8 protein-coding genes are annotated in these 13,104 nt (G+C 68.7%); 5 read left to right on the forward strand and 3 right to left on the reverse strand.

Annotated elements, in window-relative coordinates:
• Positions 1–11: 11 nt before the first annotated feature.
• Together moaA and MLE64_RS10835 are read left to right on the forward strand one after the other, a co-directional pair.
• Positions 12–1,016 carry a GTP 3',8-cyclase MoaA gene (gene moaA / locus MLE64_RS10830; protein ID WP_243317745.1) on the forward strand — a complete coding sequence of 335 codons (1,005 nt, stop codon included), beginning with the start codon at positions 12–14 and terminating at the stop codon, positions 1,014–1,016.
• A 34-nt stretch (positions 1,017–1,050) separates the two neighbouring features.
• On the forward strand, positions 1,051–2,076 hold the full coding sequence (locus MLE64_RS10835) for an isoaspartyl peptidase/L-asparaginase (protein WP_243317746.1): 1,026 nt from the start codon (positions 1,051–1,053) through the stop codon (positions 2,074–2,076).
• 2 nt (positions 2,077–2,078) lie between these two features.
• Here the strand turns inward: MLE64_RS10835 and MLE64_RS10840 are convergent, their stop codons facing one another.
• From MLE64_RS10840 to MLE64_RS10850, 3 genes are all read right to left on the reverse strand, one after another.
• Positions 2,079–3,419, reverse strand: a complete 1,341-nt coding sequence (locus tag MLE64_RS10840; protein WP_243317747.1) for a 3-deoxy-7-phosphoheptulonate synthase class II — start codon at positions 3,417–3,419, stop codon at positions 2,079–2,081.
• Positions 3,416–4,513: a prephenate dehydratase gene (gene pheA / locus MLE64_RS10845; protein ID WP_243317748.1), complete on the reverse strand. Its 1,098-nt coding sequence runs from the start codon at positions 4,511–4,513 to the stop codon at positions 3,416–3,418. Before pheA ends, MLE64_RS10840 begins: the two co-directional genes overlap by 4 nt.
• Positions 4,514–4,698: 185 nt before the next feature.
• Positions 4,699–5,145 (reverse strand): hypothetical protein, encoded by a 447-nt coding sequence (locus MLE64_RS10850; protein ID WP_243317749.1) that lies wholly within the window; start codon positions 5,143–5,145, stop codon positions 4,699–4,701.
• A gap of 445 nt (positions 5,146–5,590) precedes the next feature.
• On the opposite strand from MLE64_RS10850, the gene gltA reads away from it, so the two are divergent.
• The 3 genes from gltA (at position 5,591) to MLE64_RS10865 (ending at position 13,075) form a co-directional block, all read left to right on the forward strand.
• Complete coding sequence (gene gltA, locus MLE64_RS10855; protein WP_243317750.1) at positions 5,591–8,368, forward strand: NADPH-dependent glutamate synthase; 2,778 nt, start codon at positions 5,591–5,593, stop codon at positions 8,366–8,368.
• A gap of 142 nt (positions 8,369–8,510) precedes the next feature.
• Entirely contained in the window at positions 8,511–12,071 is a 3,561-nt protein-coding gene (nifJ, locus tag MLE64_RS10860; RefSeq protein ID WP_243317751.1) for a pyruvate:ferredoxin (flavodoxin) oxidoreductase, read from the forward strand.
• 11 nt (positions 12,072–12,082) lie between these two features.
• Positions 12,083–13,075, forward strand: coding sequence for a dihydroorotate dehydrogenase-like protein (locus tag MLE64_RS10865; RefSeq protein ID WP_243294650.1), 993 nt, complete (start codon positions 12,083–12,085; stop codon positions 13,073–13,075).
• The last annotated feature ends 29 nt before the right edge of the window (positions 13,076–13,104 follow it).

Below are 13,104 nucleotides of genomic sequence, written 5' to 3' on the forward strand. Positions count from 1 at the left end.
ATGCTTGGGGAATGGAGCCTCGCGACACCCTGGGCCGCCCCCTCAAGGCGCTGCGCATCTCGGTCACCGACCGCTGCAACTTCCGGTGCACCTACTGCATGCCCAAGGATGTCTTCGGGCCGGACTACCCTTTCCTGGCCCGGGAGGCCCTGCTCAGCTTCGAGGAGATCACCCGGCTGGCGCGGGTCTTCATCGGCCTCGGCGTCACCAAGATCCGCCTCACGGGCGGCGAGCCCCTCATGCGCCGGGAACTGCCGGTCCTGGTGCGCATGCTCTCGGCGCTGCCCGGCCTGGAGGATCTCGCCCTCACCACCAACGGCGTCCTCCTGCCCGACCTGGCTCGACCCCTGAAGGAAGCCGGCCTGAACCGGATCACCGTCAGCCTCGACACCCTGCGCCCCGACCGCTTCCGGGCCATCAGCGACACGGACCTGCCCCTGGACCGCGTGCTGGCGGGCGTGGCGGCCGCCCGGGCCGCTGGCTTCGGCCCCGTCAAGCTGAACTGCGTGCTCAAGCGCGGCCTGAACGACGACGAGATCCTCGACCTGGCCGCCTTCGCCCGAGAGGGCGGCCACACCCTGCGCTTCATCGAGTTCATGGACGTGGGCACCACCAACGGCTGGCGGATGGAGTCCGTGGTTCCCGCGGCCCAGGTGCACCAGATACTCAACGCCCGCTGGCCCCTGGAGGCCCTCGAGGCCGGCGAGGACGCCGTGGCGCGCGGCTGGCGCTACCGCGACGGCAAAGGCGAGGTGGGCCTCATCGCCTCCGTCACGGCTCCCTTCTGCCGGGGCTGCGACCGGGCCCGCCTGTCCGCCGAGGGCAGCCTCTACACATGCCTCTTCGCGGGGCAGGGCCTGGACCTCAAGGGGCTGCTCCGCAGCGGCCACAGCGACGGGGACCTCGCGAGTCTCCTGGGTTTCCACTGGAAGCGGCGGGAGGATCGCTACTCCGAGCTCCGGCGCGGGGCCACACCCGGGCTGCCCAAGGTGGAGATGTCGCGCATTGGCGGCTAGGAAATCCTCCAGTCATCCGGGGTAGGATCTCCCCATGACGCCCCGACACGCCCTCGTCACCCTGGCCCTGGCCACCTTCCTCGGCGCGGCCGCGCCTGCGCCTCCTCCTACGGCCGCCCCTCCCGCGGCGCCACCTGCCGCGGTGGTCCATGGCGGCGCCGGCAGCCCGCGCGCCCGCATGGACGGGACGGATCCGGCCGCGGCGAAGGCCCTGGCGGCCCTGAAGGCCGGCGGCAGCGCCCTGGAGGGGGCCCTGGCCGGCGTGGTGGTGCTGGAGGATGATCCCCGCTTCAACGCCGGCACCGGCGCCAACATCCGCCTCGACGGGAAGACCATCCAGATGGATGCCGCGTGCATGGACGGCGCCACCGGTGGCTACGGCGCCGTGGCCGCCATCGAGCGCGTGAAGAACCCCGTGCTGGTGGCCCGCAAGGTCATGGACACGCCCCACATCCTCATCGTGGGCGAGGGCGCCACGCGCTTCGCCCGGGCCATGGGCTTCCCCGACTATGATCCCACCTGTGCCGAGAACAAGGCCCGCTTCCAGCGCGTGCAGGCCATCCTCAAGGGCTCGGACCCTCGCCAGCTCGAGGCTTGGAAGCTCTACGACTGGAAGAAGGCCTGGAACTTCCCCACACCCCTGAAGGAGGCCCTGGGCCCCTCCGACACCGTGGGCTGCGTCACCCGCGACGCCAAAGGGCAGTTCGCCGCCGCCATCAGCACCGGCGGCACCACCATCACCTTCTACGGCCGCGTGGGCGACGTGCCCATGTTCGGCGCGGGCATCTACGCCGGCCCCAAGGGCGCTGTGGCCTGCACCGGCAACGGCGAGGACATCATCAAGCACCTGGTGGCCAAGACCACCTACGACCTGCTGGCCCAGGGTCTCCCCGCCCAGGAGGCCGTGGATCGCGCCCTCAAGGCCTTCCCGCGCACCATCGACCTCGGCATTGTGGCCGTCGGCCCCACCACCACCGGCGGCGGCTGCAACTACAGCGCCGAGAAGAAGGCCTTCGTCACCGACTACCGGAACCAGATGGCGTGGAGCGTCGCGCAGTAGCCTCACGCTCTCCGCATCATCTGCGCGATGAGGAAGGCCATCTCCAGGCTCTGGCTGCGGTTGAGGCGGGGGTCGCAGCCGCTCTTGTAGGCGCGCTCCAGGTCGGCCTCGACGAGGCCCTCGACGCCGCCGGTGCACTCGGTGACGGGCTCGCCGGTCAGCTCGAAGTGGACGGCGCGGAGCCTCGAGCCGTGGGCGCGGTGGAGGTCGGCCACTTCACGCAGTTCCTGGAGGATGTCGCCGAAGTCCCTCGTCTTGAGCCCGCCCTTGGTCGTGCGCCCGTTGCCGTGCATGGGATCGCAGCTCCACAGCACGGGATGGCCCTCAGCCCGGGCGGCCTCGATAAGCGCGGGGAGGACGCGACCCGCCTTCCCCGCCCCGAAGCGCGTGATGAGGGTGAGGCGGCCCGGCTGGCGCTGGGGATCCAGCTTGGACAGCACCTGTCGCAGCTGCTCCGACGTCATGGAGGCGCCCACCTTCAGGCCGATGGGGTTGGCGAGACCGCGGATGTACTCCAGGTGGGCGCCGTCGAGCTGGCGGGTGCGCTCGCCGATCCAGAGGAAGTGCGCGCCCAGGTTGTAGTGGGCCCCCTTCTCGGGCACCCAGCGGGTGAGCGCCGTCTCGAAGGGCAGGTGCAGGGCCTCGTGGCTGGTGAACAGCTCACCGGTGCGCAGGTGCTCGGGCAGGCCGCCCAGGCACTTCACGAAGTCGAGGGAGGCCCGCACCTGCTCCAGCGTCTCCAGGTAGTGGCCCGCGTCCTCGCGGCTCCAGGGCAGGTCCCAGTGCTCGGGGTTGTGCAGGTCCGCGAAGCCGCCGTCCACCAGGGCCCGCAGGTGGTTCAGGGTGGCGGCGGCGCGGTGGTAGGCCTCCAGCAGACGCCGGGGATCGGCTTCGCGCTGGGCCGGGTCGAGCCCGTTGATGAGGTCACCGCGGTAGACGGGCACCCGCTGGCCGTCCACCATCTCCGTGTCCCCGCTGCGAGGCTTGGCGTACTGGCCCGCGATGCGGCCCAGGTGGACCACACCCGTGCGGCCGCCGTGCGTGATGAGCACGGACATCTGGAGCAGCACGCGCAGCTTGTCCTGGATGAGACTTCCGCGGCAGTCCGCGAAGGCCTCGGCACAGTCGCCGCCCTGGAGGAGGAAGCGCCGGCCCGCGGCGGCCTCGGCGATGAGGCTCCGGAGGTGGTCCACCTCCTCGGCCACCACCAGGGGCGGCAGCTCCCGCAGTTCCACCAGGGCAGTCTCGACGGCGGCGGCATCGCGGTAGTGCGGCTGCTGGGCCGCGGGCAGGCCGCGCCAGGAATCGGGTGTCCAGTCCTTCGCCATCGTCGTCGCAGTCATCGCACCACCTCCAGCGCCCGGGGGTAGCTGCCCAGAACCTTCAGCGAGACGCAGACACCCCGCAGCTCCTCCAGGGCCTCAGCCAGGGCCGGGTCTGCCGCGTGGCCCTCCACGTCGAGGAAGAAGACGTATTCCCAGAGCTTGCGCCGGGTGGGCCGGCTCTGGATGCGGCTGAGGTTCAGGCCCCGCCGGGCCAGGGGCTCCAGCAGGCGCAGCAGGGCGCCGGGGCCGTCCTGGGCCATGGCCAGCAGGGTGGTGCGGTCGCGGCCCGTGGGCTCGGCGGACTTGGGCCCCAGCACCAAGAAGCGCGTGGCATTGGCGGCCAAGTCCTGGATCTTCGTCTCGGCCACGCGGAGGCCGAAGAGGTCCGCGGCCAGCTCGGAGGCCACGGCGGCCCCCTCGGCGTCCTCCCGGGCCAGGCGGGCGGCCTCCGAGGTGGAGGGGGCCTCGATGCGGTCCGCTCCTGGAAGGTGGGCCTCCAGCCAGCGGCGGCACTGGCCCAGAGCCTGGGGATGGGAGTAGACCCGGCGCACGCCGCCCAGGTCGAGGCCGGGCCGCAGCAGCAGGGCCTGGTCCACGGGCAGGAGGATCTCCGCGCAGATGGCCAGGGAGCTGTCGAGGAAGGCATCGAGCGTGGAGTCCACCGAGCCCTCAGTGGCGTTCTCCACGGGCACCACGCCGTAGTCGGCGCGCTGGCGCTCCACGGCCTGGAAAACAGCCTGGATGGTGCCCTGGGGCAGGGCCTGGCCTGAGCCGCCGAACTGGTGCCGGGCCGCCAGGTGGGTGAAGGTGCCTTCGGGCCCCAGGAAGGCCACCCGCAGCGGCTTCTCCAGGCTCAGGCAGGCGCTCATGATCTCCTGGAAGACCGTGCGCACCGCCGGGGCCGGGAAGGGTCCGGCGCTGGCGGCCTCCAGGCGGGCGAGCACTTCCCGCTCCCGGGCCGGGGCGTGGAAGGGGGCCTCGGGCGCGGCGGCGGCCTTGAGGCGGCCCACCTCCGCGGCCAGGGCCGCCCGGCGGTTCAGCAGGGCCAGCACCTGATCGTCCACGGCGTCGATGGCCTGGCGGAGGCCGGGGAGGGACGGGATCTCGGTCATGGTGGACTCCTGGAATGCGAAAACCCCCGAGCCTTGCGGTCTCGGGGGCGATGGTTCGAAGCGGTTCCGGTTCTAGACGCCGCCTACCCTCGCACCCGAGGTGCGAAAGCTAAAGAAGAAGGCGCGGGAGGCGGTCATCACGGTCTAGACACCTTGCCGGAAAAGACCTTGGCCTGCAAGGAGATTCAGGCCCCGAGGCAGGCCACGACCTCCGCCAGGCAGGCCGCCCACACCTCATCGGGGGTCTCGTCCAGGAAGAACTCCACGGCATGGCCGGCGGGTCGGGCCTCGGGGTGCTGCGACCAGGCCTCGAAGAGGGCGTCCAGCGGGGCCGCGTCCAGGGCATTGCGGCGGAGCTTGTGGGATTTCCGCGTGCGGTCGGGATCGGGCCCGCGCAGGCAGACGCCCTCCCGGCGGGTGGCCACGAAGGTGAAGGCCTGCACCCACTTGCCGTCCATGAGCTGGTTGAAGTGGAAGAAGGCCCCGTGGTGGCTGCGGGAGTAGTCGAACACCCGGTGCTTCCCCCGCCACTTGGCCACCCAGAGAGTGAGGATGGCGGCCAGCCGGGCCCGCTCCGAGGCATGCTTCAGGCAGCTCTGGGCGTAGGGCAGGAATTCGTCGAGCAGGTCCACAGGGAGGCCTCCGGGGCCTCCACCCTACCGCAGGCCCGGCCTCTCCCGGAGCGCCATTCCACGCGGCATGCCGCGGCTGCACGTCCCTCTTTGGATCGGGGCTGGGCGACAGAATCGATTCAGAGTCTCGATCCCGTCGCATCACCACCACCGCCCCACAGCCGGGGCCAGGCGGAGATCCCGAAGGACGCCGCTGTTCCGCCACCTGGCGGTGTTCTCCCGAAGCCCTTCCGGATCCGCCAGTTGCTGACCCGAGGTCAGGGGCCACCGGGCGGCGGGGGCCGGATATTAACAACCAGATAATCCATACAGAATGATTGATACTCTAGCTAAGTCCTTATGATTCCAGGCCCCTGTGGCATGAGTCACAAGTGGCCCCGATTAGGTTTTTAGACACAGAAATCCCCGGGCGGTCATCGCATGCTGAACGGATCTGGAGGCTTCCATGTCCGACACGGCCCGCCCGCTCATCACCGCCGAGAACCTGCCCGCGCCGCACTGGCATGCCACCCACCAGGAAGCCCAGAAGCAGCTGACCGACATGGCCAAGGCCATCGGGGCCGGAGACTGGAAGCGCGTGGACCTCGGGGCCCGGTGGGTGTACGAGGAGCTCAAGCCCCACAACGAGGCCGAGGAGCGGGAGCTGCTGCCCCTGCTGGAGGAGCTCGGGGCCGAGGCCCTGGTGCAGCGCATCCAGGACGAGCACCGCCAGATGTGGGACCTGACCCTCCAGCTGCTCTCCGAGATCAACGAAGGCCAGGTCCGGGCGCCCCAGGCCCTCACGCTCCAGGGGCAGCGGCTCGTGGACCTGGTCCGCGACCACATCGAGATGGAAGAGCGGCTCATGCTGCCCCTCCTCAAGGGGAAGTCCATGTACTGGTCCGATGAGGAGACCCAGGACGGCTACCTCATCCTCGAGAAGAAGCTCATCGCCCCCGAGACCTGGTCCTTCATCGTGCAGGCCCCCCAGGTGGCCCGTGGCCGCAAGCCCGGCCAGTTCTTCATGGTGGCCCCCTTCCCCGAGAGCGAGCGCATCCCCCTCACCCTGGCCGGCGGCGACGCGAAGAAGGGCTACATCCACTTCATCATGCAGGAGGTGGGCGCCACCACGAAGGCCATGGGCAGGCTCAGCGCCGGCGATCGCCTCTTCGCCGTGGCCGGCCCCATGGGCACGCCGACGGAGCTGGCGGAGGAGGGCACCATCGTGCTGATGGCGGGCGGCTACGGCTCCGCCGCCATCCTGCCCGCCGCCGAGGAGCTCCACGCCCAGGGCCGCCGGGTCATCACCATCCTGGGCGGCCGCAGCAAGGAGCGCGTGCTGCTGGCCGACGAGCTGGGCGCCGCCTCCGCCGAGCTCATCGTCACCACGGACGACGGCACTCTGGGCCGCCAGGGCCTGGTGACCGACGCCCTCAAGGACATCATCGCCCGGGAGAAGGTCGCCCAGGTGGTGGCCGTGGGGCCCCTGCCCATGATGCGGGCCGTCTCGGACCTGACCAAGCCTCACGGCATCTTCACGCTGGTGAGCCTCAACGCCCTCATGGTGGACGGCACGGGCATGTGCGGCGGCTGCCGCGTGAGCGTGGGCGGCCAGACCAAGTTCGCCTGCTTCGACGGCCCCGACTTCGACGGCCACCAGGTGGACTTCAACATGCTCCGCATGCGCCAGGACTGGTACAAGGCGGAGGAGCACGACGCCTGCGATCCCTCGGAGTGCAAGATCGGCCGCGTGGCCGCCACGGGCCCCGTGGACTACTCCAAGTACCTGAACGAGCCCGTGACCGAGCTGGACTGGCAGAACCTGGACCTGAACACCATCAAGCCCAGCCAGAAGATGAAGATCCCCCGCCAGGAGATGGCCTGCCAGCCGCCGGAGCTGCGCGTGTGCAACTTCGACGAGGTGAGCCTGGGCCTCTCGCCCGAGCAGGCCCGGCTCGAAGCCGCCCGCTGCATCCAGTGCAAGCACCCCGCCTGCATCGAGGGCTGCCCGGTCAACATCAACATCCCCGCCTTCCTCATGGAGATCGTCCACGAGGATCCCCAGGGTGCCGCCCGCATCATCAAGGAGAGCTCCTCGCTGGGTTCCGTCTGCGGCCGCGTCTGCCCGCAGGAGAAGCAGTGCGAGATCAAGTGCGTGGTGGGCATCAAGGGCCTGCCCGTCTCCATCGGCCGCCTGGAGCGCTTCGCCAGCGACTCCATGCTGGGCTCCGACGAGCTGCCCCCGGTGGAAGCCCCCACGGGCAAGAAGGTGGCCGTCATCGGCGCGGGCCCCGCGGGCCTCACGGTGGCCGGCGAGCTCATCAAGAAGGGCCACCAGGTCACGGTCTACGACGCCCTCCACAAGCCGGGCGGCGTGATGCTCTACGGCATCCCCGAGTTCCGCCTGCCCAACAAGATCGTGGACCAGGAAGTGGGGACCCTCCGCCGCCTGGGCGTGAAGTTCATCATGAACACCCTCGTGGGCCGCAGCATGACCCTCGATGACCTGCGCAAGGACCACGACGCCATCTTCATGGGCACCGGCGCCGGCCTGCCCAAGATGATGGGCATCCCGGGCGAGGAGTACAAGGGCGTCTACACCGCCAACGAGTTCCTCACCCGCATCAACCTCATGCGCGCGGACCTCTTCCCCGAGTACGGCACACCGGTGACCGTCGGCAAGAACGTCATCATCGTGGGCGCGGGCAACACGGCCATGGACGCCTCCCGCGCGGCCCGCCGCATGGGCGCCGAGAAGGTCACAGTGGTCTACCGCCGCACGGTGAAGGAATCCACCGCCCGCAAGGAGGAGCTGGAGCACGCGCAGGAGGAGGGCGTCGAATTCAAGTTCCTCACCACGCCCGTGCAGCTCCACGGCAACGACAAGGGCTGGATGACCCATGCCGAATGCGCGGTCATGGAGCTGGGCGAACCCGGTCCCGACGGCCGCCGCAGCCCCAAGATGACCGATGAGCGCATCATGATCCCCTGCGACACCCTGGTGGTCGCCCTGGGCTTCGATGTGAACCCCCTCATCGCCCAGACCGACAAGGGCCTCAAGACCCTCAAGGGTGGGGTTGTTGTCGTCGACAACGAAACCGGCGAGACCTCTCTCCCCGGGGTGTTCGCGGGCGGCGACGTCATCACCGGCGGCGCCACGGTCATCCTGGCCATGGGCCAGGGCCGGCGGGCCGCCGCCGCCATGCACCGCCGCCTCATGGGAGCGCCCCAGGCTGCGGTCTGACCACCGGACCATCTTGTGATGAATATTGACCGATCCATCAGATATGATGGGCCTGCTTTGTTGCCTGTCCCGATTCTGGATTGCCTGTCCTGAAACCTATCCCCGGAAGCGCCCCGCGTACCACCCCGGAAGGAGCGAAACCATGAGCCAGCGAGTCATGAAGACCCTGGATGGGAACGAGGCCACCGCCTCGGTCGCCCATCGCCTCAGCGAAGTCATCGCCATCTATCCCATCACGCCCTCCTCGAACATGGGCGAGTGGGCGGACGAGTGGAGCTCCCAGGGGAAGACCAACGTCTGGAAGACCATCCCCTCGGTCATCGAGATGCAGTCCGAAGGCGGCGCCGCCGGCGCCGTCCACGGCGCCCTCCAGGCCGGCAGCCTCACGACGACCTTCACGGCGTCCCAGGGCCTGCTCCTGATGATCCCGAACATGTACAAGATCGCCGGCGAGCTGACGCCCTTCTGCATGCACGTCACCGCCCGCACCCTGGCCGCCCACGCCCTCAGCATCTTCGGCGACCACTCGGACGTGATGGCCTGCCGCCAGACCGGCTTCGCCATGCTGAGCTCCGAGAGCGTCCAGCAGGCCCACGACTTCGCCGCCATCTGCCACGCCGCCACCCTGCGCAGCCGGGTGCCCATCCTCCACTTCTTCGATGGCTTCCGCACCAGCCACGAGGTGGCCAAGATCGAGATCCTCAACGACGAGGACCTGCGCCACATGGTGCCCGACGAGCTGGTGGCCGACTTCCGCAAGATGGCCCTGACGCCCGATCATCCGATGATCCGGGGCACCGCCCAGAACCCCGACACCTTCTTCCAGGCCCGCGAGGCCTGCACGCCCTACTACGCGGCCTTCCCGGCCATCGTGCAGCAGGAGATGGACCGCTTCGCCGCCCTCACCGGCCGCCAGTACCGCCTCTACGACTACTTCGGCCACCCCGAGGCCGAGCGCGTGATCGTGACCATGGGCTCGAGCTGCGACGTCACCCACGAGTACGTCGAGTGGGCCATGAAGCAGGGCGAGAAGGTCGGCGTGCTGAAGGTCCGCCTCTTCAGGCCCTTCGCCATCTCCGAGTTCGTCCGTGCCCTGCCCGCCTCCGTGAAGAAGATCGCCGTCCTGGACCGCTGCAAGGAGCCCGGCGCCCCCGCCGATCCCCTGCACCTGGACGTGATCGCCGCCCTGCGCGAGGGCCGCGAGGAAGGCCACACCAAGCTCGATCCCATCGTCGTGGGCGGCCGCTACGGCCTGTCCTCCAAGGAATTCACGCCGGCCATGGTCCAGGGCATCTACGAGAACCTGGCCAAGGACGCGCCGAAGAACCACTTCACCGTCGGCATCATGGACGACATCAGCCACAGCTCGCTGACCTACGACGCCAGCTTCGACGTGGAACCCGCCGACGTGACCCGCGCCCTGTTCTACGGCCTGGGCGCCGACGGCACGGTGGGTGCCAACAAGAACTCCATCAAGATCATCGCCGAGGAGACCCCGAACTTCGGCCAGGGCTACTTCGTCTACGACTCCAAGAAGTCCGGCGCCATCACCATCAGCCACCTGCGCTTCGGGCCCCGTCCCATCAAGAGCGCCTACCTGGTGACCAAGGCCAACTTCATCGCCTGCCACCAGACGAGCTTCCTCGACAAGTACGAGATGCTCGAGACCGCCGTCCCCGGCGCCACCTTCCTGCTCAACACCCCGAACAACGCCGAGACGGTCTGGGACACCCTGCCCGTGGAAGTGCAGTCGGCCATCGTCGAGAAGAACCTCAAGCTCTACGTGATCGACGCCTACGAAGTGGCCAAGAACACCGGCATGGGCGTGCGCATCAACACCATCATGCAGACCTGCTTCTTCGCCATCTCCGGCGTGCTACCCCGCGAGGAGGCCATCGAGCAGATCAAGAAGGCCATCAAGAAGACCTACGGCAAGAAGGGCGACGCCATCGTCCAGAAGAACTTCGTGGCCGTGGATGAGACCCTGGCCCACCTGCACCAGGTGACGGTGCCCGGCAAGGTGACCGCCACCCGCAAGCGGCCGCCCATGGTGGCCGACGAGGCCCCGGACTTCGTCAAGCGCGTCACCGCCGTGATGATGGAGGGCAAGGGCGACCTGCTGCCCGTCAGCGCCTTCCCCGTGGACGGCACCTGGCCCGTGGGCACCACCAAGTGGGAGAAGCGCAACATCGCGCTGGAGATCCCCGAGTGGGACGCCTCCATCTGCATCCAGTGCAACAAGTGCGCGATGGCCTGCCCCCACGCCGCCATCCGCGCCAAGGTCTACGATCCCTCCGAGCTGGACGGCGCGCCGGCCACCTTCAAGGCCGTCGACTACAAGGGCCCCGAGTACAAGGGCCAGAAGTACACCATCCAGGTGGCCCCCGAAGACTGCACGGGCTGCACGCTCTGCGTGGAAGTCTGCCCCGCGAAGGACAAGAGCAACCCCAAGCACAAGGCCATCGACATGGTGCCCCAGGCCCCGCTCCGCGAGCCCGAGGCGGCGAACTTCCAGTTCTTCCTCGACCTGCCCGAGGCTGACCGCACCACGGTCAAGCTGGACGTGAAGGGCACCCAGTTCCTGGAGCCGCTCTTCGAGTTCAGCGGCGCCTGCTCCGGCTGCGGCGAGACGCCCTACATCAAGCTCCTCACCCAGCTCTTCGGCGACCGCACCCTCATCGCCAACGCCACGGGCTGCTCCAGCATCTACGGCGGCAACCTGCCCACCACGCCCTACACCGTCAACAAGGACGGCCGCGGCCCCGCCTGGGCCAACAGCCTCTTCGAGGACAACGCGGAGTTCGGCCTGGGCCTGCGCCTCTCGGTGGACAAGCACCAGGAGTTCGCCCTGGAGCTGATGCACCGCCTGGCCGCGAAGCTCGGCGACGAGCTCATCACGGGCATCGCCACCGCCGACCAGACCACCGAAGCCGGCATCAAGGCCCAGCGCGAGCGGGTGGAAGCCCTCAAGCAGAAGCTGGCGGGCCTCAAGGAGCCCGAGGCCAAGATGCTCTACGACCTGGCCGACTACCTGGTCAACAAGAGCGTCTGGATCGTGGGCGGCGACGGCTGGGCCTACGACATCGGCTACGGCGGCCTCGACCACGTCCTCGCCTCCGGCCGCAACGTCAACGTCCTGGTGCTCGACACCGAGGTCTACTCCAACACCGGCGGACAGGCTTCCAAGTCCACGCCCATGGGCGCCGGCGCCAAGTTCGCCATGGCCGGCAAGGCCATGCCCAAGAAGGACCTGAGCATGATCGCCATGACCTACGGCGGCATCTACGTGGCCAAGGTGGCTTTCGGCTCCCGCGACATGCAGACCGTGAAGGCCTTCCAGGAAGCCGAGTCCTACAACGGACCCAGCCTCATCCTCGCCTACAGCCACTGCATCGCCCACGGCTACGACCTGGCCCACGGCGCCGACCAGCAGAAGATGGCCGTGGATTCCGGCCACTGGCCGCTGTTCCGCTTCGACCCCCGCCGCATGGACAGGGGCGAGACTCCGCTCCAGATGGACTCGGGCGCGCCCAAGATCGAGCTCGGCCAGTACGTGCGCAACGAGACCCGCTACCGCATGATTGAGCAGCAGAACCCCGAACACTTCAAGAAGCTGCTCGCCCAGGCGCAACACGACACCACCAACCGCTTCTCGGTCTATGAACAGCTCGCGAAGCTCTCCATCAAGGGCAAGGAAAGCTGAAGGGGGAATCCATGAACCTCTCCACCACCTACCTCGGCCTCAAGCTGGCCCATCCGTTGATGGCGGGCGCCTCGCCCATGGTCGACGACATGGGCATGGTCAAGCGCCTCGAAGATGCCGGTGCCTCCGCCATCGTGATGCACTCGCTCTTCGAGGAGCAGATCACCCGCGAGGAAGAGGGCACCATCATGGACATGCAGCTCAGCTCGCATTCCAGCGCTGAGGCCCTGTCCTACTTCCCGCAACCCGACGACTTCCGTCTGGGGCCCGAGAAGTACCTCGAGCAGATCCACCGCATCAAAGCGGCGGTCTCGGTCCCGGTCATCGCCTCCCTGAACGGCACCACCTCCGCGGGCTGGCTGCACTACAGCAAGCTCATGGAACAGGCCGGCGCCGACGCCCTGGAGCTGAACGTCTACTACCTGGCCACGGATCCCAAGGAATCCGCCGCCGCGGTGGAAAAGCGCACCCTCGACGTGATCCGGGTCGTGAAGTCCCAGGTGAAGATCCCCGTCGCCGTGAAGCTCTCGCCCTTCTTCTCCTCCCTGGCCCACTTCGCCGGCGAGCTGGAGGCCGCGGGCGCCGATGGACTGGTGCTCTTCAACCGCTTCTTCCAGCCCGACATCAATGTGGAGGAGCTGACCGCCGAGCCGAACCTCCAGCTGTCCAGCCCCGAGGAGCTGCTGCTGCGGCTTCGCTGGCTGGCCGTGCTGCGCAGCCATGTGAAGGGCAGCCTCGCGGTCACCGGCGGTGTCCACGATGGCATCGGCGCCCTCAAGGCCGTCATGGCCGGCGCGGATGCCGTGCAGATGGTGTCCGCCCTGCTCATCCACGGTCCCGAGCGGTTGGCCCAGTCCCGCGCCGCCCTGGACGAGTGGCTGGACGAACACGAATACGAGTCCCTGGCCCAGGCCCGGGGCAGCATGAGCCTCCAGAAGTGCCCCAGCACCCAGGCCTTTACCCGCGCGAACTACATGCGAATTCTCAATGGTTGGAAGGCCTAGTGCCTTCTTTTGCCCACAAGGCCCCCGGA

It is taken from the genome of Geothrix paludis, assembly GCF_022808815.1.
Classification (GTDB): Bacteria; Acidobacteriota; Holophagae; order Holophagales; family Holophagaceae; genus Geothrix; species Geothrix paludis.

What these genes read in the sequence shown, in the direction of transcription:
- MLE64_RS10840 (WP_243317747.1), bottom strand. Translation starts at nt 3,419, where the DNA reads ATGACTGCGACGACGATGGCGAAGGACTGGACACCCGATTCCTGGCGC.
- moaA (WP_243317745.1), top strand. Translation starts at nt 12, where the DNA reads ATGGAGCCTCGCGACACCCTGGGCCGCCCCCTCAAGGCGCTGCGCATC.
- gltA (WP_243317750.1), top strand. Translation starts at nt 5,591, where the DNA reads ATGTCCGACACGGCCCGCCCGCTCATCACCGCCGAGAACCTGCCCGCG.
- MLE64_RS10865 (WP_243294650.1), top strand. Translation starts at nt 12,083, where the DNA reads ATGAACCTCTCCACCACCTACCTCGGCCTCAAGCTGGCCCATCCGTTG.
- pheA (WP_243317748.1), bottom strand. Translation starts at nt 4,513, where the DNA reads ATGACCGAGATCCCGTCCCTCCCCGGCCTCCGCCAGGCCATCGACGCC.
- MLE64_RS10835 (WP_243317746.1), top strand. Translation starts at nt 1,051, where the DNA reads ATGACGCCCCGACACGCCCTCGTCACCCTGGCCCTGGCCACCTTCCTC.
- nifJ (WP_243317751.1), top strand. Translation starts at nt 8,511, where the DNA reads ATGAGCCAGCGAGTCATGAAGACCCTGGATGGGAACGAGGCCACCGCC.